Source organism: Zhihengliuella salsuginis, from assembly GCF_014651715.1.
Classification (GTDB): domain Bacteria; phylum Actinomycetota; class Actinomycetes; order Actinomycetales; family Micrococcaceae; genus Zhihengliuella; species Zhihengliuella salsuginis.
Genome location: NZ_BMXK01000003.1, coordinates 1 through 26,350, shown reverse-complemented (window position 1 = coordinate 26,350; position 26,350 = coordinate 1). Strand labels below are relative to the sequence as shown.

The 26,350-nt window shown below is 70.6% G+C and carries 23 protein-coding genes and 1 pseudogene; 19 read left to right on the top strand and 5 right to left on the bottom strand.

The genetic code is table 11. The annotated features are described in order from the left end of the window. Positions 1-65: 65 nt before the first annotated feature. The 4 genes from IE069_RS03725 to IE069_RS03710 all read left to right on the top strand — a co-directional run bounded on the left by IE069_RS03725 (position 66) and on the right by IE069_RS03710 (position 3,932). A complete protein-coding gene (locus IE069_RS03725; protein WP_189348785.1) occupies positions 66-1,049 on the top strand; it encodes an ABC transporter substrate-binding protein in 984 nt (327 codons plus the stop codon). 90 nt (positions 1,050-1,139) lie between these two features. Continuing rightward, entirely contained in the window at positions 1,140-2,114 is a 975-nt protein-coding gene (locus tag IE069_RS03720; protein WP_189348784.1) for an ABC transporter permease, read from the top strand. Continuing rightward, positions 2,101-3,177, top strand: a complete 1,077-nt coding sequence (locus tag IE069_RS03715; RefSeq protein ID WP_189348783.1) for an iron chelate uptake ABC transporter family permease subunit — start codon at positions 2,101-2,103, stop codon at positions 3,175-3,177. The genes IE069_RS03720 and IE069_RS03715 overlap by 14 nt, the downstream gene beginning before the upstream one ends. Then, positions 3,174-3,932, top strand: coding sequence for an iron ABC transporter ATP-binding protein (locus IE069_RS03710; protein WP_189348782.1), 759 nt, complete (start codon positions 3,174-3,176; stop codon positions 3,930-3,932). The genes IE069_RS03715 and IE069_RS03710 overlap by 4 nt, the downstream gene beginning before the upstream one ends. Before the next feature lie 347 nt (positions 3,933-4,279). On the opposite strand, the gene IE069_RS03705 is transcribed toward IE069_RS03710, so the two are convergent. From IE069_RS03705 to IE069_RS03695, 3 genes are all read right to left on the bottom strand, one after another. Then, positions 4,280-5,251, bottom strand: a complete 972-nt coding sequence (locus tag IE069_RS03705; RefSeq protein WP_189348781.1) for a hypothetical protein — start codon at positions 5,249-5,251, stop codon at positions 4,280-4,282. Between the two features lie 146 nt (positions 5,252-5,397). Beyond that, on the bottom strand, positions 5,398-6,021 hold the full coding sequence (locus tag IE069_RS03700) for a YqaJ viral recombinase family protein (RefSeq protein ID WP_229790953.1): 624 nt from the start codon (positions 6,019-6,021) through the stop codon (positions 5,398-5,400). Between the two features lie 195 nt (positions 6,022-6,216). Beyond that, positions 6,217-7,362, bottom strand: a complete 1,146-nt coding sequence (locus IE069_RS03695) for a mechanosensitive ion channel family protein (RefSeq protein ID WP_189348779.1) — start codon at positions 7,360-7,362, stop codon at positions 6,217-6,219. Positions 7,363-7,501: 139 nt separating this feature from the next. Here IE069_RS03695 and IE069_RS03690 point away from each other — a divergent pair, with 139 nt between their 5' ends. The 9 genes from IE069_RS03690 to IE069_RS03650 all read left to right on the top strand — a co-directional run bounded on the left by IE069_RS03690 (position 7,502) and on the right by IE069_RS03650 (position 17,434). Then, positions 7,502-8,506: a PhzF family phenazine biosynthesis protein gene (locus tag IE069_RS03690; RefSeq protein WP_189348778.1), complete on the top strand. Its 1,005-nt coding sequence runs from the start codon at positions 7,502-7,504 to the stop codon at positions 8,504-8,506. 4 nt (positions 8,507-8,510) lie between these two features. Next, the gene (locus tag IE069_RS03685; RefSeq protein WP_229790925.1) at positions 8,511-10,001 is read left to right on the top strand and encodes a DHA2 family efflux MFS transporter permease subunit; all 1,491 of its coding nucleotides are present in this window, start codon (positions 8,511-8,513) and stop codon (positions 9,999-10,001) included. A 24-nt stretch (positions 10,002-10,025) separates the two neighbouring features. Further along, complete coding sequence (locus IE069_RS03680) at positions 10,026-10,742, top strand: TetR family transcriptional regulator (RefSeq protein WP_189348777.1); 717 nt, start codon at positions 10,026-10,028, stop codon at positions 10,740-10,742. After that, complete coding sequence (locus tag IE069_RS03675) at positions 10,742-11,275, top strand: mycothiol transferase (RefSeq protein ID WP_189348776.1); 534 nt, start codon at positions 10,742-10,744, stop codon at positions 11,273-11,275. The genes IE069_RS03680 and IE069_RS03675 overlap by 1 nt, the downstream gene beginning before the upstream one ends. A gap of 97 nt (positions 11,276-11,372) precedes the next feature. Beyond that, positions 11,373-12,644, top strand: a complete 1,272-nt coding sequence (locus IE069_RS03670) for an acyl-CoA dehydrogenase family protein (protein ID WP_189348775.1) — start codon at positions 11,373-11,375, stop codon at positions 12,642-12,644. 449 nt (positions 12,645-13,093) lie between these two features. Then, a complete protein-coding gene (locus IE069_RS03665) occupies positions 13,094-13,252 on the top strand; it encodes a hypothetical protein (RefSeq protein WP_189348774.1) in 159 nt (52 codons plus the stop codon). 333 nt (positions 13,253-13,585) lie between these two features. After that, on the top strand, positions 13,586-14,644 hold the full coding sequence (locus tag IE069_RS03660) for an aldo/keto reductase (protein ID WP_229790924.1): 1,059 nt from the start codon (positions 13,586-13,588) through the stop codon (positions 14,642-14,644). A gap of 7 nt (positions 14,645-14,651) precedes the next feature. Continuing rightward, a complete protein-coding gene (locus IE069_RS03655) occupies positions 14,652-16,154 on the top strand; it encodes a DUF5129 domain-containing protein (protein ID WP_189348773.1) in 1,503 nt (500 codons plus the stop codon). 98 nt (positions 16,155-16,252) lie between these two features. After that, positions 16,253-17,434: an AI-2E family transporter gene (locus IE069_RS03650; RefSeq protein ID WP_189348772.1), complete on the top strand. Its 1,182-nt coding sequence runs from the start codon at positions 16,253-16,255 to the stop codon at positions 17,432-17,434. A 24-nt stretch (positions 17,435-17,458) separates the two neighbouring features. Here the strand turns inward: IE069_RS03650 and IE069_RS03645 are convergent, their stop codons facing one another. Continuing rightward, positions 17,459-18,097, bottom strand: a complete 639-nt coding sequence (locus IE069_RS03645) for a DUF305 domain-containing protein (protein WP_189348771.1) — start codon at positions 18,095-18,097, stop codon at positions 17,459-17,461. A gap of 226 nt (positions 18,098-18,323) precedes the next feature. Here IE069_RS03645 and IE069_RS03640 point away from each other — a divergent pair, with 226 nt between their 5' ends. The 6 genes from IE069_RS03640 to IE069_RS03615 all read left to right on the top strand — a co-directional run bounded on the left by IE069_RS03640 (position 18,324) and on the right by IE069_RS03615 (position 25,481). Next, positions 18,324-19,787 (top strand): LVIVD repeat-containing protein, encoded by a 1,464-nt coding sequence (locus IE069_RS03640; protein ID WP_189348770.1) that lies wholly within the window; start codon positions 18,324-18,326, stop codon positions 19,785-19,787. A 166-nt stretch (positions 19,788-19,953) separates the two neighbouring features. Then, positions 19,954-21,087, top strand: coding sequence for an L-talarate/galactarate dehydratase (locus tag IE069_RS03635; protein WP_189348769.1), 1,134 nt, complete (start codon positions 19,954-19,956; stop codon positions 21,085-21,087). A gap of 2 nt (positions 21,088-21,089) precedes the next feature. Beyond that, a complete protein-coding gene (locus IE069_RS03630; RefSeq protein ID WP_189348768.1) occupies positions 21,090-21,767 on the top strand; it encodes a FadR/GntR family transcriptional regulator in 678 nt (225 codons plus the stop codon). A gap of 48 nt (positions 21,768-21,815) precedes the next feature. Further along, positions 21,816-22,712, top strand: coding sequence for a LysR family transcriptional regulator (locus IE069_RS03625; RefSeq protein ID WP_189348767.1), 897 nt, complete (start codon positions 21,816-21,818; stop codon positions 22,710-22,712). 155 nt (positions 22,713-22,867) lie between these two features. After that, the gene (gene kdgD / locus IE069_RS03620; protein ID WP_189348766.1) at positions 22,868-23,815 is read left to right on the top strand and encodes a 5-dehydro-4-deoxyglucarate dehydratase; all 948 of its coding nucleotides are present in this window, start codon (positions 22,868-22,870) and stop codon (positions 23,813-23,815) included. A gap of 67 nt (positions 23,816-23,882) precedes the next feature. Next, the gene (locus IE069_RS03615; RefSeq protein ID WP_229790923.1) at positions 23,883-25,481 is read left to right on the top strand and encodes an aldehyde dehydrogenase (NADP(+)); all 1,599 of its coding nucleotides are present in this window, start codon (positions 23,883-23,885) and stop codon (positions 25,479-25,481) included. Positions 25,482-25,547: 66 nt separating this feature from the next. Here IE069_RS03615 and IE069_RS03610 read toward each other — a convergent pair. Continuing rightward, positions 25,548-26,350: pseudogene (locus IE069_RS03610) on the bottom strand (ISL3-like element ISPfr2 family transposase); the annotation flags it as partial.

Here is a 26,350-nt window from a genome sequence, read left to right as displayed (position 1 = left end):
TAATACATTCATTCGCTAATTAGATGGGCGACCCGTGGTCGCTCGTCCGTCCTCTGGAGAAGAAGATGAAGATTTCCCTCAAGTCCGCGCTGACCAGCGGAGCCGCAGCGGCCGCACTCGTGACACTGACGGCGTGCGGCGGCAGCACCAGCGCGGCGGAGGGCGGCGACGAAGCCACCGCGGAGACCATCACCGTCGAGACCAACAACGGACCGGTCGACATCCCGGCGGACGTGGAGCGCGTAGCAGTTCTCAACAACACGACCTTCGCCACGTTGAAGTCGTTCGGCATCGACCCCGTGGCCGTGCCGAAGCCGCTGCTGCCGAACGAGGGCTACGAGGACTGGGAGTCCGACGAGGCGATCTTCGATGCCGGCTCGCACCGCGAGGCCGATCTGGAGGCCGTGAGCGAGGCCGCTCCCGACCTGATCATCGGCGGCGGCCGCTTCGCCGAGTACACCGGGGAGCTGGAGAAGATCGCCCCGGTCGTCGACGTCCAGCCGGACGAGGAGTCCGAGGACGGGTGGGTCGGCGGCCTGCGCCACCAGACCGAGGTCCTCGGCGAGATCTTCGACGAGGAGGAGGCGGCCGGCGAGCTCGTCGCGGCCCTCGACGAGGCCCAGGCTGCAGCCGGCGAGGCCACCGGCGGCGAGACCGTCTTCCTGGCCAACGCCTCCGGCGGCAAGATCGACAACGGCGCAGGCCGCATCGGCCGCCTGCTCGAGGGCCTCGACCTCGAGGACTCGTTCGCCAGCGAGGACCTCGACGGCGAGTCCGTGCACAACGACTCCGGCCTGGCCCCGGAGACCGTCGCCGAGGCGGACCCGGACTGGATGATCGTCATGGACCGCGACGCCGCCGTCTCCACCGCCGACGACGAGTTCACCCCGGCCGAATCCCTGATCGGCGCTCTCGACAATGTCTGGGCCGACACGACGTTCTTCTCGGAGGACCAGATCATCTACCTCGAGAAGTACTTCTACGTCACCGAGGGCATCGAGGCCTACACCGCCGCCTACGGGCAGATCGCCGAGGCGTTCACCAAGTAGGCGACGCGAGACACGGCCGCCCGGCGCCGGCCCACGGCGCCGGACGGCCGCCGTCGTTCACGCGGCGCACCACCACAGACCAAGGCCTCCATGCGCACCCTCTCCACCCGGCTCTTCCCCGCCGCGACCGTCGTCGCAGCGGTCGGGCTGATCGCCGCCTCCCTGCTCGTCGGCGGCTACAGCATCACGATCGACAAGCTGCTGCACGACCCCGCCGCCCAGCACATGTTCCTCGTCTCGCGCGTGCCGCGGACCCTCGCCCTCGTCTTCGCCGCCGCCGCCATGAGCGTGTGCGGGGTGATCATGCAGCTGATCACGCAGAACAAGTTCGTCGAGCCGACCACCGCCGGCACCGCCCAGTGGGCCGGTCTCGGCATGCTCGCCATCATGCTGGTCGACCCGGGCGCCGCGCCCCTGGCCAAGATGGCCGTCGCGATCGTCTTCGCGTTCGCCGGCACGTGGGTCTTCATCGCGTTCCTGAACCGCGTGCGGGTGAAAAACTCGCTGGTGGTCCCGCTCGTCGGGATCATGCTCGGCGCGGTCGTCGGCGCGTTCTCGACCTTCCTCGCGGGCACCTTCGACCTGCTGCAGACCATGTCGGCGTGGCGCTCGGGCGGTTTCAGCGGGATCGTCGAGGGCTTCTACGAGCCGTTGTGGCTGGCCGCCGTCGTCTGCGTCGCCGCCTACTTCGTCGCCGACCGCTTCACCGTCGCCGGCCTCGGGAAGGACGTCGCGACCAACGTGGGCCTGAACTACAGCCGCGTCGTCTTCCTGGGCGTCACGATGGTGGCGCTGGCGACGGGCGTGACGACCGTCGTCGTCGGCTTCATCCCGTTCCTCGGGCTGATCGTGCCGAACCTCGTCTCGATGATCCTGGGCGACGACCTCCGCAGGAACCTCCCCTGGGTCGCCGCGCTCGGCATCGTCTTCCTGCTGACGTGCGACCTGATCGGGCGCACCATCATCATGCCGATGGAACTGCCCGCCTCCGTCATCCTCGGCGTCATCGGCGCCGCGGCCTTCATCGCCCTCGTTCTCAGGCAGCGCCGATATGTCAACGCTTAGCTCACCCACGACCTCCCCGGCCGCCCGCACGACGCCGGCGCCCGCCACCGCCGTCCCGCCGCCATCCGGCGGGGCTCCCGGGCCCCGGAGCGAGACCGCGCAGCAGAAGCGGCGGCTCTCCCCCGGCGCGCGGATCGCGATCGCGGCCGGCCTCGTCGCCGCCGCCTCCGCCTGCTTCCTGCTCCTGTTCATCCGGGGATCGTTCGAGTTCGCGTTCGACCGCCGGCTGACCATGTGGGGGACGATGGTCGTCGTCGCCTTCACGCAGGGCGTCGGCACCGTCGTCTTCCACACCGTCACGCACAACCGGATCCTCACCCCCTCGATCATGGGGTTCGACTCGATCTACACGTTCATGCAGACGGTCCTCGTCGCCGTGTTCGGCGGGCTGTTCCTCGCCGACGCGGAGGGCATCCCGATGCTGCTGGGCCAGACCGCCGCGATGGTCGTCTTCGCGACGGTGCTCTACCGGTGGCTGTTCTCCGGGAAGTTCGGCAGCCTCTACATCCTGCTGCTCGTCGGCGTCGTCTTCGGCATGGCCTTCGACTCGATCTCGACCTTCATGCAGCGCCTGCTGAACCCGACCGACTACGACATGCTCTCGGTCGAGCTGATGGGCCGGATGAGCGCCGTCGACGCCTCCTACCTCCCGTGGGCGTTCGCGGTCTGCGCCGGCGTCGGCTGGGTCCTGTGGCGCCGCCGGTACCGGCTCGACGTCCTGCTGCTCGGCCGCGACACCGCCCAGGGCCTCGGCATCGACCACAAGCGCGAGCTGACGCTCATGCTGATCCTCATCGCCGTCATGGTGGCGTTCTCCACCGCGCTCGCGGGACCGATGACGTTCTTCGGCTTCATCGTCGCGACGCTCGCCTACCAGGTCGCCGGGACCCACGAGCACCGCTTCGTGCTGCCGATGGCGTTCCTGCTGGGGCTGTTCACGCTGGTCGCCGGCCAGTTCGTGCTCCAGCACGTCTTCTACGCGGGCGGCTTCCTGACCGTCATCATCGAATTCGTCGGCGGGGCGCTCTTCCTGCTGATCCTGCTGCGAAAGGGCAAGATGTGATCACCTTCACCGAGGTCCACAAGGCCTACAACGAATCGACCGTCCTGGGGCCCGTCACCGGCCGGATCGCCTCCGGCGGGATGACGGCGCTCATCGGCCCCAACGGCGCCGGCAAGTCGACCCTGCTGACGATCATCGGGCGCCTCCTGGATCCGACGGCCGGGCACATCACGGTCAAGGGCAACGACATCTCGACGACCAGGAGCGCCGACCTGGCGAAGCTGATGTCGATCCTGCGCCAGGAGAACCACATGACGGCGCGCCTGACCGTGCGGGATCTGGTGGGCTTCGGCCGGTACCCGCATTCGAAGGGCCGGCTGTCACCCGGCTGCCACGCGGCGATCGACTCGGCCCTCGAGTTCCTGAACCTGACCGGGCTGCAGGAGCGGTTCATGGACCAGCTCTCGGGCGGCCAGCGCCAGCGCGCCTACGTCGCCATGGTCCTCGCCCAGGACACGGAGTACATCCTGCTCGACGAGCCGCTGAACAACCTCGACATGAAGCACGCGGTGCTCATGATGCGCCAGCTGCGCCGCGCGGCGAACGAGCTCGGCAAGACGATCGTGATCGTCATCCACGACATCAACTTCGCCGCCGCCTACGCCGACCACATCGTGGCCCTGCGCGGCGGCCAGATCGCGTTCGCGGGCGAACCCCGCGAGATCATGCGCGACGCCGTGCTCACGGACGTCTTCGACACCGGCGTGCGCGTGCACGAGATCGACGGCCGCCCCACCGCGGTCTTCGACCTCTGACCCGCTGCGCCCGAGCGCCCGCAAGCACCCCCACTCCCCTAGTCAAGTCGCCGCTCCCCGGTCGACTCACCCGCACCACCCCCGCATGCGCCTCACTCCCCTAGTCATGTCGCCGCTCCCCGGCCTGCGCAGACCACATTCCGGCCCGACCTCGCTCAGTCCCCTACCAGCTGCAGTTTTCTCTGGGTCATGACCCCGAGAATGAGTGCGCCACGAGGAGAGTGAACGCTGGTCCAGCGAGAACCGGTCCAGTTGACCCGGGGAGTTCTGATATCAACCGGGGAGCAGGAACCGGGGACGATTCGCGACCGGTAGCCGCCCGGGGAGTCTCGCACCAGAGCGGGGAGCTAGCGACCCCGTCGTGGAATACCCGCTCCTGTCAGGATCCGCCGTAGCCTCTCGGGCCGCATCAAGTCCTCCCAGACCCAGCGGACCACCGGGCGGCCGGTTCGCCGGATGCGGTCCTCGCGCTTCTTCTCGGCCGCCACGATGTCGCCCTCCGACATCCCCGCCTTCGCGGCCGCGCGCCCGTACTTCACACGGCCGTCGAACTCGCCAACTGTCCGCACGGCCTCCCAGTAGTAGTCGCTTCTGGCGAACACCCGTCCGTCTTCCCGGATCTTGTACTGCAGCACGGGCGGGGCGAAGCCCAGCTGGTAGATCAGCACGCGGCCGAGCGATTCTCCCGGAGACTCGGACTCCGGAGTCGAGAACTCGAAGACTCTGCGGGCGCGCCGCCGGTTCCGCGCGCTGGCGATGGCGTCGATGGCCCGCCGGAGATCCGTGTCCTCCAAGTGAAGCGTGCTCCCCGGGCGCCGCGCCGCATCCATGACGACCACGGCGTCCGGAAAATCCAGGTACTGCGCGCACTGCACTACCGTGCCGAGCCGCGACGGCACGGAAACGCCCGAGTCCGGCAGCTGGACGGCGGGGAGCACGGGCACGGCTCGACGCCGCACGGCGAACCCGCGCATCCTGGCCGGTGCGCCCGGCGGCACGATGCTGCGCGCCGGCGTGGTGCCCGACCGGCTCGCGCTTTCCGCTTGGACGACCACCGCCGCCGGGGGCCTGACCACGGGGTAGCCCCACAGGAGGGCCGCGGATTCGGCGATGACCATCCGCCCCGGGGTCTCCTCCCCGACCGCCCGTGCGAAGAGCCGGTACCTGTCTTCAGGCCAGGCGGCCTTCCACGACCCCGCCGAGCAGTAGAAGCCGGGCCGCAATCGCAGCAGCTCCCCGCGCTGGAACCTCTGCCGCAACTGCATGTTGTACGCCCGGTCCGATGCTTCGTCTCGGGACCTCACGAGTTCGTTGTCCATGTCCCCCAGCATCGTCCGGGGCGCGGCGCCCGCGCTCGCCTCGCCGGCGGGTTGTGGACAACCTCCCCGGTATGGGCGGCCCGTCGGCCCCGGCAGGGAGTACCTCGGCCGCGGCGGGCAGTACGACGGCGGCGGCGCCCCGACGCTCAGTAGTTGAGTGCCGCCGGGCCGTAGTCCGCCCGCTGCGCCGCCCGCTCCCGCGCCACCTGGGTCCTGGCGTGCAGCAGGTCGATCAGGCGGTTCGCATTGGCGATGAGATCGGCGATGGCCGAGTCGTCGCGGTCGACCCAGACGTGCTTCGGGACGTCGTGCAGCGGCCGGAAGTCGCGGTGCTCCTCCCACACCATGAGTGTGCGTTCGGCGCCGATCACGTACTGCTGCCACCAGACCTGGCGCAGGTAGTGTTTGGGGATCCGGCCCCACGCCTTGTTGGTGGTCTTGATCTCGGCGAGCTCGACCCGGCCGTCCGGCCGCAGCGCGATGCCGTCCGGGGTGGCCAGGTGGCGCACCTCGTCCGCGGAGTGGAACAGCAGGGAGCTCGGCTCGATCCCGAAGTGCTCCTGCACCCACGCGGCGATCACGGGCTCGCGCCGCCGGCCGTACTCCGTGTAGGGGTTCCCGGCGAATCCGGATCCGTTCAGTTTCGAGTCGGCGGCCGCCTCGATGCTCCGCGGCGTGGAGAGCTTGGCGGCGTCGGTCGCCGTGATCCCGCGGGTCCGCGCCCGCAGCCAGTTCACGCGGTCGCTCGAGTCGGCCACGACGCGTGCCATGCACAGGTGCTCCGCCGGCGTCGGCCGCAGCGGGACGCCCGGGACGACGCCGGCTCCCGGTTCCGCCGGCTGTCGGGCGGGCGGCTGCGGGGCGGTCTCGTCGAATGGCACCCGACCATTCTGCCCCATGGACGGCCCCGGACCCCGGCAGCCAACGCCGCCGGGGCCCGATCGCGCGGATGGACCGTCGTCCGGCTAGGCGTTTCCGGTCCGGATCACCGGCTGCGGCAGCGAGTCGGGGTGGTTCTGCTGCAGCTCGGTCACGAGCACCTCGCGCACGGCGTTGTGCAGGTCCCAGAGCTCCCCTGCGTTGCGCGCGCTCAGCCAGATGAAGACGGTCATCAGGCCGCCCTTGGCATCGGTGACGGAGAGGTCGGAGGCTCTCCCGTCCCAGAGTTCGTTCCGGCCGAGCTCCTCGTCGAGCTTCGCCCGCAGGACGTCGACGGGCGCCTTCCACGTGAGCTCCAGCGAGATCCCGCCGGAGACCTCGCTGGTCCCGCGCGAGTAGTTCCGGAACGGCGTCGTCGTGAAGTAGATGGAGGGCAGGATCAGCCGCACGTCGTCGATCAGGTTCACGACCACGTAGGTCAGCGTGATCTCCTCGACGTTGCCGCGCGCGCCCTCGACGAACACCGTGTCCTCGACCCGCAGGGAGTCGGTGAACGCGATCTGCAGGCCGGCGAACACGTTCGACAATGTGGACTGCACGGCCATGCCGGCGATGACCGAGATCAGGCCGGCGGACGCGAGGATTCCGGCGCCCAGCGCGCGCACCGACGGGATGAGCAGCAGGACGCCGGCGACGGCGACCACCAGCACGACGGCGACGGCGACCCGGCGCAGCAGTCCCACCTGGGTGCGCAGCTTGGCCATGCGGCGCGCGTCCACGGACTTCTCCGCGCGGTACTTCGACAGCAGCACGGACTCGACCAGGTGCAGCAGGACGACGAGCAGCCACGCGAACATCGCGATCATGCCGGCCAGCAGCAGGAAGTTGGCGGCGTCGCGCCAGCCGGCGTCGGGGGCCGTGACCCGGAGCGAGCCCATGGTCCCGGCGAAAGTGAGAAGGAAGAAGATCGGCCAGCGGGCGCGCCCCACGTCGTCCCGGAGCTCCGGCTTGCGGTGCAGGACGCGCCTGACGAGGAAGGCGCCGATCCAGGTGACGATGAACGCCACGACGACGGCGATCGCGGCGCCGACCAGGGGTTGCAGGAAGGCCGGCAGGCCGGAGACGGCGGACTGGGTCAGTTCGCCCATGCCGCCGTCGTCGGGCACGACACGGTCCGGATCGACGACGGGAGTCGGGGATTCGCTCGCGGCAGTCAGTACAGGAGAACGCATGCCTCCAGACTGCCACAGCACCCCCGGCGCGCGCTGGGCGGGACGCGTGTGCGGCGGCGCGCTCCGCCGCCGGCGAAACGTCTGGTCACGTTCGCGCGCATTCGCCCCCGCGCGCCTCCGGATGTGCCACGATTCAACCATGGCCGACGTCTCCCCTCAGCATGTCCCGTTCAAGCAGGTCGATGTGTTCTCCGCCGTCCCCTACCTCGGCAACGCGCTGGCGGTGGTCCTCGACGCGACCGGGTTCGACACCGATGCCATGCAGGCGTTCGCGAAGTGGACGAACCTCGCGGAGACGACGTTCGTCCTCCCGCCCACGCAGCCGGGCGCCGACTACCGCGTCCGGATCTTCACGTCGACGACGGAGCTCCCCTTCGCCGGCCACCCCACCCTGGGCACGGCGCACGCCTGGCTCGAGTCCGGCGGCGTGCCCGCGAGCAGCGACGTCGTCGTCCAGGAGTGCGGGGCGGGCCTGATCCAGGTGCGCATCGACGAGAACGACGGCGTCGCGCCGCGCCTGGCGCTGAAGACGCCCGAGCTCACCCGGACCGGGCCGCTCGAACCGGACGTGCTCGAGTGGGCGATCACCGGGCTGGGGCTGCACCCGGACGACGTCGTCGCGCACCAGTGGCTGGTGAACGGGCCCAACTGGGCCGGGCTGCTGCTCCGCGACGCGGAGACGGTCCTGCGGCTCGATCCGGACTTCCCGTCGCTCGAGGGACTCGAGGTCGGGGTCATCGGCCCGCATCTGGCGACGCCGTCGGAGAACATCCTCACCGGGCGCGACCCGCGCGACGAGGCGAAGCGGCCGACCGGCGCCCGCGCCGAGCTGGAGCCGCTGCCCGACACGGGGGCGATCAGCATGGGGGCGTTCGCCTCCGCGATCGCGCAGGTTCCGGCCGACTTCGAGGTCCGCGCGTTCTGCCCGGGCGAGGCCATGCCGGAGGACCCGGTGACGGGCAGCCTCAACGCGGGCTTCGCGCGCTGGCTGATCTCCGAGAAGATGGCGGAGCCGAACTACACGGTGCGCCAGGGCACGCGCGTCGGCCGGGCCGGCGACGTGTTCGCAAGCCGCGACGACGAGGGCATCTGGATCGCCGGGCACGCCGTGACGTGCATCGACGGATCCGTCCTCGTCCCGTAGACCCGTGACCGGACAGCGCACGGAGACGAAGGAGCGGACGCCCGAGGAACGGCAGGCGTGGGGCGCCCTGTGGGCCCTGGCCATCGGCTTCTTCATGATCCTCGTCGACTCGACGATCGTCACGACCGCGATGCCCGCGATCATGGCCGGGCTGGACACCGGCGTCTCCGGCGTCGTCTGGGTCCACAGCTCGTACCTGCTCGCGTTCGTCGTGCCGCTGCTCGTGACCGGGCGCATGGGCGACCGCTTCGGCCCGAAGAACCTGTACCTGATCGGTCTGGCCGTCTTCACGCTGGCCTCCCTCTGGTGCGGGCTGGCCCCCGACCTGGGAAACCTCGTCGCCGCCCGCGTGGCCCAGGGGCTCGGGGCCGCGCTCATGACGCCGCAGTCGATGACGTTCATCACCCGCCTCTTCCCCGCCCACCGCCGCGGGGCCGCCATGGGGATCTGGGGCGCGGTGGCCGGCATCGCCACCCTGGCCGGACCGCTGCTCGGCGGCGTCCTGACCGACACCCTCGGCTGGGAGTGGATCTTCTTCGTGAACCTGCCGATCGGTGCGGTCAGCTTCTGGCGGGTCCGGCTCAAGGTCCCGCACCTGCCCACGCACGCGCGCAGCTTCGACGTGCCCGGGGTGGTGCTCTCGGCGATCGGCATCTTCCTGATCGTCTTCGGTTTCCAGGAGGCGGAGACGTTCGGCTGGGGCCCGGTGATCGGCTGGTTCGGCATCTGGCACATGATCGCGCTGGGCGTGCTGGTCATGGCCGCCTTCATCCTGTGGCAGCGCTTCACGCGGACGGAGCCGCTGCTGCCGCTCTCCCTCTTCGGGGACCGGAACTTCGCCCTGGCCGCGAGCGCGATCACGTGCATGGGCCTGGTCATCACCACGCTGAACATCCCGATCATGTTCTACCTGCAGTCGGTGCGCGGGCTCACCCCCACGCAGGCGGCGCTGCTGATCGCGCCGATGGCCATCACCGGCGCCCTCCTCGCGCGCTTCGCCGGAGTCCGCGTGAACCGCCGGGACCCGCGGGGCCAGGCTGCGCTCGGGTTCTTCGGCTTCGGCGTCATGATCGTCGCCTACGGCCTGCTGCTGCCGACCGGCCTGCCGGTGCTGTGGCTGCTGGTCCCGGCCGCGGTCATGGGGGTCTCGAGCGCCCTGGTGTGGCCGGCGGTCTCGCTGACGGCCACGCGCGACCTCGGACCCGAGAACGCCGGCGCCGGCTCCGGCGTCTACAACACGACCCGGCAGCTCGGCGCGGTGCTCGGCTCGGCGATGATGGCCGCACTGATCGAGTCCCGCATCGCCGCGCACCTCGCCGGCCCGGACTCGGGATCGGGCGGGCTCGGCGCCGTCATGTCCGGCCGGGTCCCGGAGGCCGTGTCCTCGGCCGTCTCCTCGGGCCTCGGCGAGGCCCTCTTCCTGCCGGGCGCGGCGGCGCTGCTCGGCTGCGCACTGTGCCTCGGGTTCCGCCGCTCCTCCCACCACGCCGGGTGAGCCCGACGTGCTAGATTCGCCGCCATGACCACCTCTGCAATCCCCGTCGACGCCCTCCGGCTGCTGGTGCACCGGGGCTTCGACGCGACCAGCGTGGACCAGCTCGCGGCCGCCGCGGGCATGAGCCGCAGCACCTTCTTCCGCCGGTTCGGCTCCAAGGAGGGCATGGTCTTCGCCGACATGGAGCGGGTCATCGACTCCGTCTCCGAGCGCCTCGGCGAGCGCGACGCGCGCTCCACCGCCGACGTCGTCGTGCGGGCCGCCCTCGGCGTCTTCGACCATCTGACCGCGGACGCCGAGCGGGCGGACCTGCGCCGCCAGCTGCTCGCGGCGGTTCCGGCGCTGCGCGACCGCGAGCTCGTGAGCACGCACCGCTTCGAGTCCGCCTTCCGGCACGGCCTGGCGGACGTCTTCGCGGACGAGGAGAGCGCGTCCGTCGCCTACAGCGCCGCCGTCGTCGCGCTGCACAACTACCACCTGCGCCGCTGGCTGGCGGCGCCTGGTCCCGAACCGCGGACCGCCCTGGAGGCCGACGTGCGCCGGCTCTGCCGCCGCTACGCCGAGGTGGTCGACCCGCCCTCCGGCGACGCCGCAGACCGTACGACGGCGTCCGGGGCGCCGCGCGCGGGCGGCGGCGCCGTCGTCGTCACCGTGGTGCAGCCGGCGCCGGACGGCGAGGCCGCGGTCCTGGACGCCGTGCGGGACCAGCTGCGCGCGCTCGGCCGCGGGCCGGGCGCCTGATGGCGGTCACGGCGCGGGAGCCCCGGCTCGATTCGCCGGATCCCGCGGCGCAGCTCGCCGCCTATCTCGACTACTACCGGGCCTCGATCGAGCGGAAGCTGGACGGTCTGGACGACCGGGCGCTGCGCACTTCGCGCCTGCCGTCCGGGTGGACGCCGCTGGAGCTGCTCGCGCACCTCGTGCACATGGAGCAGCGGTGGTTCGTCTGGGGTTTCCTCGCCGAGGACGTGGCGGAGCCGTGGGGCGACCACGCCGGCGGGGCGGACGGCGGGCGCTGGGCCGTCCCGGCCGACGCGGGGCGGGCCTTCGCGGACGGGCTGCTCGAACGGCTGCACGCGACCGGGCGGCGGACGAGCGGGATCCTGGCCTCGACGCCGCTCGAGACGCGGGGCGCGCTCGGCGGGCGGTTCACCGGGGACGATCCGGCGCCGAGCCTGCTGTGGATCGGGTTCCACGTCCTGCAGGAGTACGCCCGGCACGCCGGCCATCTGGACATCGTGCGCGAGCTCCACGACGGGGGCACCGGGGAGTAGGCGGGCAACACCCGTGGAACTCGGTTTCTTGACGTGGGACTGAGTTTCAGCACATAGTGGTGTCCACCACAGCCGTCGCGACACCCGGGAGCCAACCATGCCTGCTGAGACCAGTTCCGAGAAGCCCGCCACCGATTTCCCCGACGGCGTCACGGCGCCCGCCTACGAGGTGTGGGGCGACGTCGAGGTGGACCCCGCGGGCGTGTTCGCCGACGTCCCGGACGCCGACCGCGCCTACTGGGACACCGCCCGCGCCTTCGGCCGCGACGAGGTGGCCCCGGTCATCGACGACTACTGGAACCGCGCCGACTACCCGCTCCACCTGGGGCGCCGCCTCGGCGAGCTCGACCTCCTGCGCGACGGCGTCGACATCGCCGGCCACTCCCCCATGAGCACGCTGGCCGCCGGCCTGGTCAACATGGAACTCTCCCGGGCGGACGGATCGGTCGGCACCATCTGCGGCGTCCAGGCCGGCCTGGCCCTGCGGTCGATCGCCCAGTGCGGAACGCCCGAGCAGATCGAGACGTGGGTCCCGAAGCTGGCGCGGGCGGAGGTCTGGGGCGCGTTCGCCCTGACGGAGCCGACCCACGGCTCGGATTCGGTCTCCCTGGAGACCAGGGCGACGCCCGTCGACGGCGGCTACCTGCTCAGCGGCGAGAAGAAGTGGATCGGCAACGCCTCGCTGGCCGACACCCCCGAGGGCGGCATCACCGTGGTCTGGGCGCGGGTCGACGGCGGCGAGCACGACGGCAACGTGCGCGGCTTCATCGTCCAGCAGGAGTGGGGCGGCTACGCCGCCACGACCATCGAGAACAAGCTGAGCCTGCGGGCGATCTGGCAGGCCCACATCCGCATGGACGACGTGTTCGTCCCCGACAGCCACGTGCTCCAGCGCTCGTCCACCTTCAAGGACACGGCCCGCGTCCTCTTCGCCACCCGGCTGGGCGTCGCCTGGTCCGCCGTCGGCCACGCGACCGCGTGCTACGAGACCGCGGTCCAGTACGCCGGGCAGCGCACGCAGTTCGGGCGGCCGCTCGCGGCGAGCCAGATCGTCCAGGAGCGCCTGACGCGCATGCAGTCCGAGCTCGTCTCCATGCAGCTCATGGTCCGCCAGATGACCGGCCGCGAGGAGGCCGGAACACTCACCCCGGAGCAGGCCTCGCTGGCCAAGTACACGTGCACCCGTGCCGCCCGCCGGATCGCCGCCAACGCCCGGGACCTGCTCGGCGGCAACGGGATCCTCCTCGAGCACCGGGTCGCCCGCCACTTCGCCGACATCGAGGCCATCCACACCTACGAGGGCACCGAGACGGTCCAGGCCCTGATCATCGGCCGCTCGATCACGGGCATCTCCGCCTTCGCATCCTAGTCAACGGCCTGATTCACACTCGCTTAATGAGAATTACGCAGCCAATCCTCAGGTTGAAGCCCTAGGGTTCAGAGCACCTCATGAAGGTGCGAGTGATGCGAGCACCGGTCGGATCAACGGTTTCCCCCCAAGCCGCCGACCGGTGCTCGACTCGTTCGATCCCGTTTCCGCCCGGGCGCCGGCGGGTTGCGGCGATTCCCAGACGATCCCCACCGCCACCGAAGCGACAGCACAGTCCCGGCACAGGTTCGACCCCTAGATTTTTAAGCACCTCATGAAGGTGCGAGTGATGAGAGCACCGGTCGGAGAAATGGTTTCCCCCCGAACCATCCGGCCGGTGCTCGTCGTTTAACGGCCGGCCGGCCCCAGCGGCGCGGCCACCGAAAACACTGGCCAAAGCGGCTTCCACACAGCAGACTGGGGGTATCCGATCCGAGAGGAGCAGAGTCATGACGGCCACCGAATCCGGCAACGGCGTCAGCGCCGAGTCAGCCCAGGGCACCGACGAGGAGATTGCGAAGAAGAAGAAGCACGACCACGAAGACGAGATGGTCGATGAGTGGGAGGAGGAGTCCTTCCCGGCCTCCGACCCGCCCTCGAATTACTAGAGCGCCCATGCGAGACGGCAGGAAGTCGGGCCGCCCAGGTCCGAGTTCACCTGCAATTCGCTGGAACCTCAGTGGCTTCCTACCTCGCACTCAGGTGATCTCAAGGTACGGCCCCTAGGCTGAAGTCACCTTCTCAAGGTGCGAGTGATCATGAAGCACCGACCGCGGCGGTTTATCGCCTCCTTGTCCGCAGCGGTCGGTGCTTCGCTCTTTTAACACCCCGACGCGGACCCGGCGCGAACCTCCACCGGACGCCGATACCCGATAGCATGATGACGACCCCGACGTGTCCCGGCTCACCCCGGGATCCGCCGCCACGATCCAGGAGGACACGTGCCCGAGCACCGCATCGACCGCACCCACGAGACGCACCGGCCCTACGCGGCCGCCGAGGACCGCTACGACTCGATCGCGTACCGCCCGGTCGGCGGCTCGGGACTGGTGCTGCCGCCGCTGAGCCTGGGACTGTGGTGGAACTTCGGCGACAACCGGCCGTTCGCCACCCAGCGCGAGATCCTGCGCCACGCGTTCGACCGCGGCATCACCCACTTCGACCTGGCCAACAACTACGGCCCGCCGTACGGCAGCGCCGAGGAGAACTTCGGCCGCATGATGGTCAAGGACTTCGCACCGTACCGCGACGAGATCGTCGTCTCCTCGAAGGCCGGGTACGACATGTGGCCGGGGCCGTACGGCCTCGGCGGCTCCCGCAAGTACATCCTCGCCTCGGCCGAGGCCTCCCTGCAGCGGATGAACCTGGACTACGTCGACATCTTCTACTCGCACCGGCCCACCCCCGACGTCCCCCTCGAGGAGACCATCGGCGCGCTCGACACCCTCGTCCGCCAGGGCAAGGCGCTCTATGTCGGCATCTCCTCCTACTCGCCCGAGCGCACGGCCGAGGCCGCCGAGATCGCGCGCCGGCTGGGCACGCCCCTCGTCATCCACCAGCCCTCGTACTCGCTGCTGAACCGCTGGGTCGAGGACGGGCTGCTCGAGACCCTCGAGCGCGAGAACATGGGCTCGATCGCGTTCACCCCGCTGGCCCAGGGGCTGCTGACCAACAAGTACCTGGAGAACCCGGACGCGACCCCGTCGGGCGGCCGCAGCTCGCTGGCCGGTCTGACGGAGGAGAACCTCGCGATCGTCAAGAACCTCGGCCGCCTCGCCGCCGAGCGCGGGCAGACGCTCGCGCAGATGTCCATCGCGTGGCTGCTTCGTTCCGGCGGCGTCACCTCGGTGCTCATCGGTTCCTCCTCGACCAACCAGCTCGACGACAACCTCGGCGCCCTCGCCAACACGCGGTTCACCGACGCCGAGCTCCAGCTGATCGACCGGATCACTGCGGGCGAGCCCGGCGTCGACCTCTGGCGCTCCCAGTCCGAGGTCTGACGCCCCCATGGCAGCGTCCCGCCCCCGGCACGGTTCCGCCACGCGGAGCACGACGACGGCCCGCCCGGTCGTCGCGGTCCTCGCCGCGCTGCTGGTCGCCTGCGGGCTGTCGACGGCGGGGCTCGTCTCCGCGGCCGGCCCCGCCGCGGCCGCGGCGCCGGCCGGCGTGGAGGTCGTGGACACGTCCGACGTCCTCGACGACGCCGCCGTCGCCGAGTCGATCCGCGACCTGGACTTCCACGTGGCGACCGACGTCGTCGTGCTGACTCTCGACGGGCGCGGCGCGAACCACCTGAACGAGGCGGTCCTGGACTACGCGCGGGCCAGCAGCCCGGCCTGGATCTCCGGGGACGGCGAGAACTGGTCCGACGGGCTCTTCATCCTGGCGGTCGACCCGCGCGGGCGCCAGGTCGGCACCTACTTCGGCGACGACCGCGAGGTCTCGCAGGCCGCCCAGGACAGCATCCAGGAGGCCACCAAGGGCGACTTCCGGAAGAACCGCTGGGAGGAGGGCGCCGTCGCCGGCGTCGAGGAGGCGGCCGGGCTGATCGGCCGGCCGTGGTACCAGCACCCCGGCGTGTTCGTCCTCGGCCTCCTCCTCGTCCTCGGCGGACTCGTCACCACCCTCGCCATCGGTTTCACCCGGCGGGGCTGCCGCCAGCGGGTCGAGGCGGCCCTCGTCCGCGGCGACGGGCACCGCTCCAGCGTGGCCTCCGACCTGGGGGCCACCGAGGCGAACGCCGGACGGATCCCGGCGACGTCGTCGTACGGGAAGAGGGTGCTCGCGAAGTACGCGACGTTCGTGGACGACTACCGGGGCGTCCTCGCCGAGCGCGAGGAACTCGAGGCCCTCGACGTGCGCGCGCGCTCCGAGAAGGCGGCCGCGGTGCGCGCCGAGGCGTGGGCGGATCGCGCGGCGCGGCTGGACGCGTTCGACGACGTCGTCGCGGACGCCGCCGACCTGCTGTCGATGACCGGCCAGTGGCAGGCGGCGTGGAAGCGGCAGGCGGCCGGGTTCCGCGAGGATCTGGACGCCGTGCCGGGAATCGTGGACCTCGAGCCGGACGCGGCCGGAACCGCCGAGGCCGGCGATCTGCTGGACGTCGCCGGGCGCGCCCGCGTCGAGCTGAGCTCGGTCGGGTCACGTCTGACGGCGCGGCAGATCACCGCCGAGCTGGCCCTGGACGAGCTGCAGAGGCTGCGCACGGAGCTCTCCGACCTGTTCGAGCGGTACTCGCTCGTGGTGATCGACTCCTACGCCCAGACCAGCGAGGAGCGGGAGAAGATGCAGGAGGAGATGGCCTCGACCCGACGCTCCTACACGGGCTCCCACGCGAACATCCTCGACGTGTCGTTCCCGACCCTCTTCCTCTTCCACGGCGCCGCGTTCAGCAGCTGGCACGCCAGCGGGACGTCCGCGGTGGACGCGACCCGGTCCGAGGGGACGAGCACGGGGTACGGCTCCGGCAGCGGCGGATTCTCCGGTGCCGGATCGTCCTCCAGCTTCTAGCCCCGAACACCCTGTAACCTGATCACAGGTTTATCCACCCTGTGGTGATCCCCGGGGGCGGGATCGCCGTCGAATCTCCCCACCAACGAAGGAGCGCCATGTCATTCGGTCTTTTCCGACGCCGCCGCATGGAGGCCGACACCCGCCCGGGCATCGACCGCCCGGAACGGAAGCAGGCTGCCGGCCGGGTTGTCGGCATGTGGGGCGACTTCCTCGGCATCACCGCCACCCGATCGGCCCAGCTGCTGCTCGTCCTCGCCGTCATCCTGGTGGCGGCCATGGGCTTCCGCCAGGTCAGCCTGGCCGTGCTGCCGCTGCTCATCGCGCTCATCCTGGCGTGCGCCCTGTGGCCGCTGGTGCGCCTGTTCCGGAAGATCATGAGCCCCCTGCTCGCGGCGTGGTCGGTCTTCGTCACGGCCATCGCGGTGCTCGGCGGCATCGGCTGGGGGCTGGTGGTCTCCGTGATCAACGAATGGCCGCGGCTGGTCCAGCAGGCGGTCGAGGGCTTCGGCCAGGTGCAGGGGATGCTCCAGCACGTCTCCGAGGACCTGCCCTTCAACCTGAGCCAGGACGAGGTGAACAAGGCGGTCGACGACGCGGTGAACTCCGTGGCCGACTTCTTGACCAGCAGCCAGTTCGGCGCGGGCGCCATCAGCGGGATCTCCGCCGCCGGCAGCTTCGTCGCGGGCACCATCCTGCTGCTGGTCATCCTCTTCTTCTTCCTCAAGGACGGCGACCGGATCTGGGAGTTCTTCCTCTCCTGGGTCCCGGAGCGCCACCTGCCGCGCTGGCGCGCCTCCGGCGCGGAGACCGTCGACACGTTCGGCGGCTACATCCGCGGCACGGCGATCATCGCGGCCGTGGACGCGCTCGGCATCGGCATCGCCCTGGCGATCCTCGGCGTCCCGCTCGCCCTGCCGCTGGCCGTGATCGTCTTCCTCGCCTCGTTCATCCCCATGGTCGGCGCCACGATCGCCGGCGTGCTCGCCACCCTCGTGGCCCTCGTCGCCAACGGCTGGATCATCGCGCTGGTGGTCCTCGGCGTCGTGATCCTCGTCAACCAGCTCGAGGGCAACTTCCTGCAGCCGATCGTCATGGCCCGCGCGTTGAGCCTGCACGCGCTCGTCATCCTGCTCGCCCTGACGATGGGCACCGTGGTCGGCGGGCTCGTCGGAGCGGTGCTCGCGGTGCCGCTGACGGCCGCCGTGTGGGCCGTGGTCAAGGTCTGGACCGGCCGCTCGGACCGGGAGACCGACGAGGAGCCGGCCCGGGCGGAGTAGCCCGCCCCGGGCCGAACGGGGATCCTAGAGGCCGTCGAGCAGGTCCTGCATGCGGCCGATCTCGGCCGACTGACTCGAGGACATGTGCGTCGACATCTGCTGCACCGTCTCGTCGATGCCCTCGATCTGCGCCACGTCGCACATCATGATGGCGCCCTCGTGGTGCTTGATCATGCCCTCGAGGAAGAGCCGGTCGAATTCGGCGCCCTCGGCGTCGGCGAGCGCGGCCATCTCCTCGTCGGTCAGCATCCCGTGCATGTGCATCCCGCCCGGGGCCCAGCCGTCCTCGGCCTCCGCCGGAACGTCGAGGCCGCGCGCGGTCAGCCAGTCGACCATGTACTGGATCTCGGCACCCTGCTCCAGGTTCATCCGGTGCGCGAGGTTCTTCAGCTCCTCCGAGGCCGCCTGCCCGGGCACCATGTCCGTCATGGTCACGGCCTGCGCGTGGTGCGGGACCATCATCGTCATGAACTCGGCGTCCGCCTCGTTCCACTGCGGCCCCTCGTCCGGGTCCCCCGTCTCCGGGGCGCCGGTCTCGTTGCCCCCGCCGGGGGCGCCCGGCACGACGACGGCCGGGGCCGTTGCGGTCGCCGTCGGCTTGGGCTTCTTCTTCGACTCCTTGTCGGCCGGAGCGGCGCCGGCGGAGACACACGATGCGAGCACGAGGCTCAGAACAGCCGCGGTCAGACCCGCGGCGATGGAGCGGAGCCGGCCAGGGCGCCTCCGTGTCGATTGCTTGAATCTTGTACCTTGACTAGGAGCGTCATGTTCCATGCCCGAATCCTCCTGTTTTCCTGCCTCGCTGTGCCCAACCTTTGAAAAGGGGTGGACGAACCTGTGTGCTACAGGACACACTACAGACACCCGATACAGGAGGTGAAGACGCACCATGCGTCTAAACGACATCACGCGCTCGAGGGGGCGCACCGCACTGGCAGCCGCAGCAACCCTGCTGCTGGCCGGGTCGGCGGCCGCCATCACGGCCCCCGCCCACGCTGTCCCCGCTGAAGACGACCCGTTCGAGCTCAACTACTCGGTCCCCCAGGACGCCCAGAACCCGTCCGCCCGGCAGTTCTCGGCCCAGGAGGAAGCCGCGGCCCCGGACGTGGCCCCCGGCGAGGTCGAGAGCTCCAACATGGAGCACTTGGGCAACATCCCCATGGACGGCACCCTGCAGGGGACCGGGTCCGACCTGGCATTCCAGGGCGACTACGCCTACGCCGGCAACTACGACGGCTTCACCGTGTACGACCTGTCGAACCCCGAGCAGCCGGCCAAGCTGACCGAGGTCTACTGCCCCGGCGCGCAGAACGACGTCTCCGTCTACGGCGACATCCTCATCGCGTCCGTGGACGCCCGCATGGCCGATTCGTCCTGCGGCAGCGAGCGCACCTCGGATCCGGAGAACTACTGGGAGGGCGTCCGCGTCTTCGACATCAGCGACCCGGCCTCGCCGCAGTACGTGCAGGCCGTCGAGACCAAGTGCGGATCGCACACCAACTCGATGGCGCCGTCGAAGAACGGCCAGGACCTGTACGTCTACGTCTCCTCGTACTCGCCGAACTCCGCTCTGTCCAACTGCCAGCCCCCGCACGACCTCATCTCGGTCGTCAAGGTGCCGGTGAAGGATCCGGCGTCGGCCGCCGTCGTGTCCGAGCCGTCCCTGTTCCCGGACGGCGGCTACGAGGGCGGCGGCAACGGCAGCGCCACCTCCGGCTGCCACGACATCACGACCTACGTCGAGAAGGACCTCGCCGCCGGCGCCTGCATGGGCGACGGCATCATCATGGACATCTCCGACCGCGAGAACCCCGTGGTCACGGAGCGCGTCCGCGACACCGAGAACTTCGCGTTCTGGCACTCGGCCACGTTCAACAACGACGCCACCAAGGTCGTCTTCACCGACGAGCTCGGCGGCGGCGGCTGGGCCACCTGCACGGAGGAGTTCGGACCGGAGCTGGGCGCGAACGCGATCTACGAGATCACGGACGACGGCCTCGACTTCGCCTCGTACTACAAGATCCCGCGCATGAACACCGAGAACGAGAACTGCGTGGCCCACAACGGCTCGCTGATCCCGGTCAAGGGCAAGGACCTCATGGTGCAGTCCTGGTACCAGGGCGGCACGTCGGTCTTCGACTTCACCGATGCCGAGAACCCGAAGGAGGTCGCCTGGTTCGACCGCGGCGAGGGCGTCTCCGACGGCGGCACCTGGTCGTCGTACTACTACAACGGCTACGTCTACTCGAACGATCTGGACCTCGGCCTGGACACGTTCCAGCTGGATCCGTCGATCGACGACAAGGCCAAGAAGCTGAAGGAGCTCAACCCGCAGCAGCAGCAGCGGTTCTAAGCACCCCGCGCCTCACCCGGTGAGGAGCACGACGGCGGCGGGTCCCGTGACGGGGCCCGCCGCTGTCCGTGCCCGGTCGCGCCCGCACCATACCCACCCGGCATCCGGTCATGCTGATGCGGACGGAACACTTGTCCGATAAGTTGCGAACTTGAACGATAGGTTCATGACCACCACACCAGACACCATCCGCCACGTCCGCCTCTCCACCGCCACGCTCCCCCTGGCCACGCCGATCTCCGACGCGAAGGTCTTCACCGGCCGCCAGCGGCCCATGACGGAGGTCGTCTTCCTCTTCGCCGAGATCCGCACGGAACAAGGCCACGAGGGGCTCGGCTTCTCCTACTCCAAGCGCGCCGGCGGGCCGGCCCAGTTCGCGCACGCCGCCGAGGTCGCCGAGCCGGCCATCGGCGAGGACCCCAGCGACATCGCAAAGATCTACACCAAGCTGCTCTGGGCCGGCGCCTCGGTCGGCCGCTCCGGCGTCGCCACCCAGGCGCTGGCCGCGATCGACATCGCGCTCTACGATCTGAAGGCCAAGCGGGCGTCCCTGCCGCTGGCGAAACTCCTCGGCGCACACCGCGACTCCGTCCGCACCTACAACACCTCCGGCGGCTTCCTGCACGCGGGCGTGGAGGAGATCAAGGACCGGGCCACGGCGTCGCTGGAGGCCGGCATCGGCGGCATCAAGATGAAGGTCGGGCTGCCGGACACGCGCGAAGATCTGCGCCGGGTGAGTGCTGTGCGCGAGCACCTCGGCGCCGACGTGCCGCTCATGGTGGACGCGAACCAGCAATGGGACCGTGCCACGGCCCTGCGCATGGGCCGCCGTCTGGAGGAGTTCGACCTGGTGTGGATCGAGGAACCGCTCGATGCCTACGACGCCGAGGGCCACGCCGATCTCACGCGGCGCCTCGACACCCCGATCGCCACGGGTGAGATGCTCTCCTCGGTCGCCGAGCACGTCCACCTGATCGAGGCCCGCGCGTGCGACATCATCCAACCGGACGCCCCGCGCGTCGGCGGCATCACCAACTTCCTCCGCCTCGCCGCACTCGCCGACCACGCCGGCCTCGAGTTGGCGCCGCACTTCGCCATGGAGATCCACCTGCATCTGGCGGCCTGCTACCCGCGGGAGCCGTGGGTCGAGCACTTCGACTGGCTGGACCCGCTGTTCAACGAGCGGCTCGAGACCCGCGACGGGCGCATGATCGTCCCGGACCGCCCCGGACTGGGCGTGACGCTGAGCGAGCAGGCGCGCGCTTGGACGACCGACTCGGTCGAGTTCGGCCGGTCCTGACCGTGACGCGGAGCCGGCCCGCCGAACTCCACAGCGACCTGCGCCGTCGGATCGTGGACGGGCGGATCGCCCCGGGCGAGAAGCTGCCGAGCGAATCGGCGCTGATCGAGACCTGGGGGCTCGGCCGGTCCGCGGTGCGCGAGGTGCTGGCCCGGCTGCAAGCCGAGGGGCTCGTCCACACGCGGCGGGGCGCCGGCAGTTTCGCCCTCACCCCTCCGCCCGAACCGACCGCGTCGCTGCCGGCGGTCCGCACCCTCGAGGACCGGCTGGCCCTGCTCGAGTACCGGATCGCCCTCGAGTCCGAGTCCGCCGCCCTGGCCGCCGCGCGCATCAGCGGGCCGGAGCTCGCAGTGCTCGCGGACGCCGTCGTGCTGTGCGAGGCCTCGGCCGGGAATCCGGCCGAGGCAGTCGGTCACGACTTCGCCTTCCACCGCGGCATCGCCGCCGCGACGGGCAACGCGTTCCTGCTCGACGCGGTCGACAAGCTGGGCGCCGTCATGATCGCGATGCCGCGCGCCCGACTGGAGACCGCCGCCGGCTCCGGCGCCGGCGCCGAGCACCGAGCGGTCCTCGACGCCCTGCGCGACGGCGACCCGGCCGGCGCCGCGGCCGCCATGCGCACCCATCTGACGGCCAGCCGTCGGCGACTCAGACGTGAGGCCGGCCACACTCCGCGATAGGATGCACAGTCAGACCCCTCGCGCCTTCTTCGATACCCGGAGTGCATAGTGTTTACGTTGGACCAGATCAAGAGCTTCGTCGCCGTCGCGGAGGAGCTCCACTTCGGCCGCGCCGCCGAGCGCCTGAACATGACGCAGCCGCCGCTGAGCCGGCAGATCCAGAAACTGGAGAAGACCGTCGGCGTGCAGCTCGTCGAGCGCGACAACCGCAAGGTCGCCCTCACGGCGGCAGGGAACGCCTTCCTCCAGGACGCGCGCAAGCTCCTTGTCGCCGCCGAACAGGCGCCGTCCACCGCCCGGCGCATCGCGCAGGGCCAGGCCGGCGTGCTGCGCATCGGCTTCACGGCGACGTCCGGCTTCAGCGTGCTCGGCACGCTGCTGGCCCGCCTCGGCCGCGCGCTGCCCGATGTGGACCTCGACCTGCGCGAACAGGTCACCAGCGAGCAGCTGCAGGCCCTGGCCGACGGGGAGCTCGACGTGGGGCTGGCCCGCCCGCCGTTCGACACGGAGCAGTTCGCCTCCCGACTGCTCCTCGCCGAGTCCCTGCTGCTCGCCGTGCCGGAGAACCACCGCCTGGCCGAGGCCGCCCACCCCGTCACCGCTCAGGACCTGCGGTCCGTGCCGCTCATCATGCATTCACCGATCAAGGCCCGGTACTTCTACGATCTGGCGATCCGGCACATGCCCGTCGAGCACGGGAACGTCGTGCACACCGTCAGCCAGATCCTGACCATGGTCTCGCTCGTAGCGGCCGGTCGCGGCGTCGCATTCGTTCCGGAGTCGGCGAGGCGCCTCGGGATCGAGGGCGTGCGCTACCTGCCGATCGCCGGGGAGGCCGCGAACGCCGTCGAGCTGCACGCCATCTGGCGCCGCGGGGCCAAGAATCCGGCGCTGCGCCGCCTGACCGATCTGCTTTCCCGCGACGGCCAGCCCGCCCGAGCATGATGCCTTGACGGTATCCACCCATCTAATTTCGGGCTTGGACAGGCATGAACGGCCCCGCCTAGGCTGACGGTGACAGCACCACCTGCACTGCGGGCGGTTCGCCAGCCTGCCGGGCGGGCCATCCCGCACGCAACCACCCCCAAGGACGGATTCTCGTGACCCAGTACTCGCCTGCCGAGCTTGCCGCCAGACTCAAGGACGGCCTCCTCTCGTTCCCCGTCACCGCATTCGACGCCGATCTGAACGTCGACGAGGAGGCCTACCGGCGCCACCTCGACTGGCAGGCCGGATTCGACGTCGCCGGCCTGTTCGCCGCCGGGGGCACCGGTGAGGGCTTCAGCCTCTCACCCGAAGAGTCGGCCCGCGTCGTCGCGATGGCCGTCGAGGAGGCGGGCGACCGCACGCCGGTCCTCGCGTCCGCGGGAGGAGCGACCTGCCAGGCGGTCGAGAACGCCCGCGCCGCCGAGGCCGCCGGTGCCGAGGGCCTGCTGCTGCTGCCGCCCTACCTGACCGAGTGCGACCAGCAGGGCCTGCTCGCCCACGCCAACGCGGTCTGCGCGGCCACGAACGTCAGCGTGATCGTCTACAACCGGGCCAACGCCATCTACAGTGCGGAGACGGTCGCGGCGCTGGCCGACCGGCACCCGAACTTCATCGGCTTCAAGGACGCCACCGGCGACATCGAGGCCGTCACGCGTGTGGTCGCCAAAAACGGCGACCGACTGTTCTACTTGGGCGGCCTGCCCACGGCCGAGACCTTCGCCCTGCCGATGCTGCAGCTGGGCATGAGCACCTACTCCTCGGCGATGTTCAACTTCGTCCCGGAGTTCGCCCTCGAGTTCTACGCCGACGTCCGCCGCCAGGACCGCGTGGCCGTGACGGAGAAGCTGAACCGCTTCGTGCTGCCCTACCTCGACATCCGCGACCGCGTGAAAGGCTACGGCGTCTCGATCGTCAAGGCCGGGCTGCAGGCCGTCGGCCGCGACGCCGGGAGCGTCCGCCCGCCGCTGCAGGACTTGACCGAACGCGACGCCGCCGATCTGTCCGCGCTGATCGAGGCGGCTGGAATCCGGCCGTCGGCCGCGGCCCTGCAGAACGCCTAGACGTCCGGCATCCGGGCCGCCCGGATCCGCCGGCCAACTGACGAACGCGCACACGAAGGAGCAGAAGATGCCCACCACGAATATCACCCTCACGGGCCACTCGATCATCGCCGGTGTTACGACCCCCGGCACGGGCAAGAGCGTCAACGGCTTCAACCCGGCCACCAACGAGCCACTCGAGCCGGCCTACTCGCTCATCGACGCCGAGCAGCTCGCAGCCGCCACCGCCGCAGCCGCCGACGCGTTCGACGCGTTCCGCAGCCTCGACGTCGAAACCCACGCCTCCTTCCTCGAGAAGATCGCGGAGAACATCGAGGCCGCGGGCAGCGCGATCGTCGCCCGCGCCATGGAGGAGACAGGCCTCCCCGAGGCCCGCCTGGTCGGCGAGCGCGGCCGCACCGCCAACCAGCTGCGCCTCTTCGCCGGCGTCGTGCGGTCCGGGAACCACCGGGGCGTCCGAGTCGACCCGGCGCTGCCCGACCGCGCCCCGCTCCCCCGTCCGGACATCCGCCAGCGCAAGATCCCGCTGGGCCCGGTCGCGGTGTTCGGCGCCAGCAACTTCCCGCTCGCGTTCTCGACTGCCGGCGGCGACACCGCCAGCGCCCTCGCGGCCGGCTGCCCCGTGGTCTTCAAGGCCCACAACGCGCACCCGGGCACGAGCGAGCTGGTCGGCGCGGCCATCACGTCCGCCGTCGAGGAGTTCGGCCTGCCCGTGGGCGTGTTCTCGCTGATCTACGGCCCCGGCTCGACCATCGGCCAGGCCCTCGCGACCGACCCGGCCATCAAGGCCGTGGGATTCACCGGTTCCCGCGGTGCCGGCACCTCCCTCATGCAGGCGGCCGCCGCCCGCCCCGAGCCGATCCCGGTCTACGCCGAGATGAGCTCCATCAACCCGGTGTTCTTCTTCGACGGGGCCCTGACCGGCGACCTCGACGCGCTCGCCACCGCCTACCTGGGGTCGGTCACCGGCTCCAGCGGCCAGCTGTGCACCTCACCCGGCCTCGTGTTCGTGCCCGCCTCGGCGCAGGGCGACGCGCTGGTCGAGGCGATCGGCCGGGCGGCGGCGGCCCACGCCGGCCAGACCATGCTGACCCGCGGCATCGCCGAGTCGTGGACCGCCGGCGCCGACGCGCTGGGCGGACAGGACGGGGTCGAGGTGGTCGGCCGGGGCAGCGACGGCGCCACCGCCAACGCGCCGGCCCCCGTGGTCTACGGCACGGACACGCCGACCTTCCTGGCCAACCCGGTCCTGCACGAGGAGATCTTCGGCGCGGCCTCGCTGGTCATCCGCTACTCGAGCACGGAGGAGCTCGTCGCGGCGGCCGAGCGGCTCGAGGGCCAGCTCACCGCCACCCTCCACCTGGGTGACGACGACCACGCGGCGGCCTCCGCCCTGCTCCCCGTGCTGGAGCGCCGGGTCGGGCGCATCCTGGCGGGCGGCTGGCCGACGGGCGTGGACGTGGGCCACGCGATGGTCCACGGCGGGCCCTTCCCCGCGACGTCGGACAGCCGGACGACGTCGGTCGGCAGCCTCGCGATCGACCGCTTCCTGCGGCCCGTGGCCTACCAGAACCTGCCGGCTGCGCTGCTGCCGGAGGACCTCCAGGAGGCCAACCCGCGCCGCCTCACCCGGCAGATCGACGGCCAGGTGACGCCGGCGGGCTGACGCCGGACGGCAGCTGGGACACAGAACGACGGCGGCGCGTGCCGCCGTCGTTCTGTGTTTCTGGGCTCATCCCAATCGGGGGTGTAGGAGTTGGGGTCTGAAGCCGCCGGTCTCGAGCAGGCTTCGGGCGATGTAGTTGGTCAGGTTGCGGAACCCGAGTGCGGAGCCGCGCAGGTGTTCGAGCCGTCCGTTGAGCGCCTCGGTCGGCCCGTTGCTGGTGCCGGGTCGTTCGAAGTAGGCGAGCACGTCAGCGGCTCGCTTCTCCAGGGTCCGGCCCAGGGTGGTGAGCTCGGTGAGCACCTTGGGGATGCCGGCGCTGAGGTCGGTGATCAGCTTCTCCATGCGCTCGCGGCCACGTTGCCGGTCCTCGTGGCGATAGGCGGCGATCATGCGCTGGTAGACACCCCAGGTCGCCTCGACCTCGATGTGAGCGTCATCAACGAACAGTGCGCGTAGCCTGTCGCTCTGCTTGTCGGTGAGCAGGTCCGCGCCGGTGTGCAGCGTGCGCCGCGACTTGTAGAGCGGGTCGTCCCTGAACCCACGGTGCCCGTGGATCGCGAGTTGGACCCGGCGCCGGCACCTGTCGAGGGCGTCACCGGCCAAGCGCACGACGTGGAAGGGATCCATCACCGTGACCGCGTCCGGGATCTCCTCTGCAGCGGCGGTCTTGAACCCGGTGAAGCCGTCCATCGCGACCACCTCGACCGCGTCACGGAAGGCGTCGTCGCGGTCGGCGAGCCAGGTCTTGAACGCCGTCTTCGACCGGCCCTCGACCATGTCCAGCAGCCTTGCTGGGCCGGCCCCATCGCGGACCGGGGTGAGGTCGATGATCACGGTGACGTACTTGTCGCCACGCCTGGTGTGGCGCC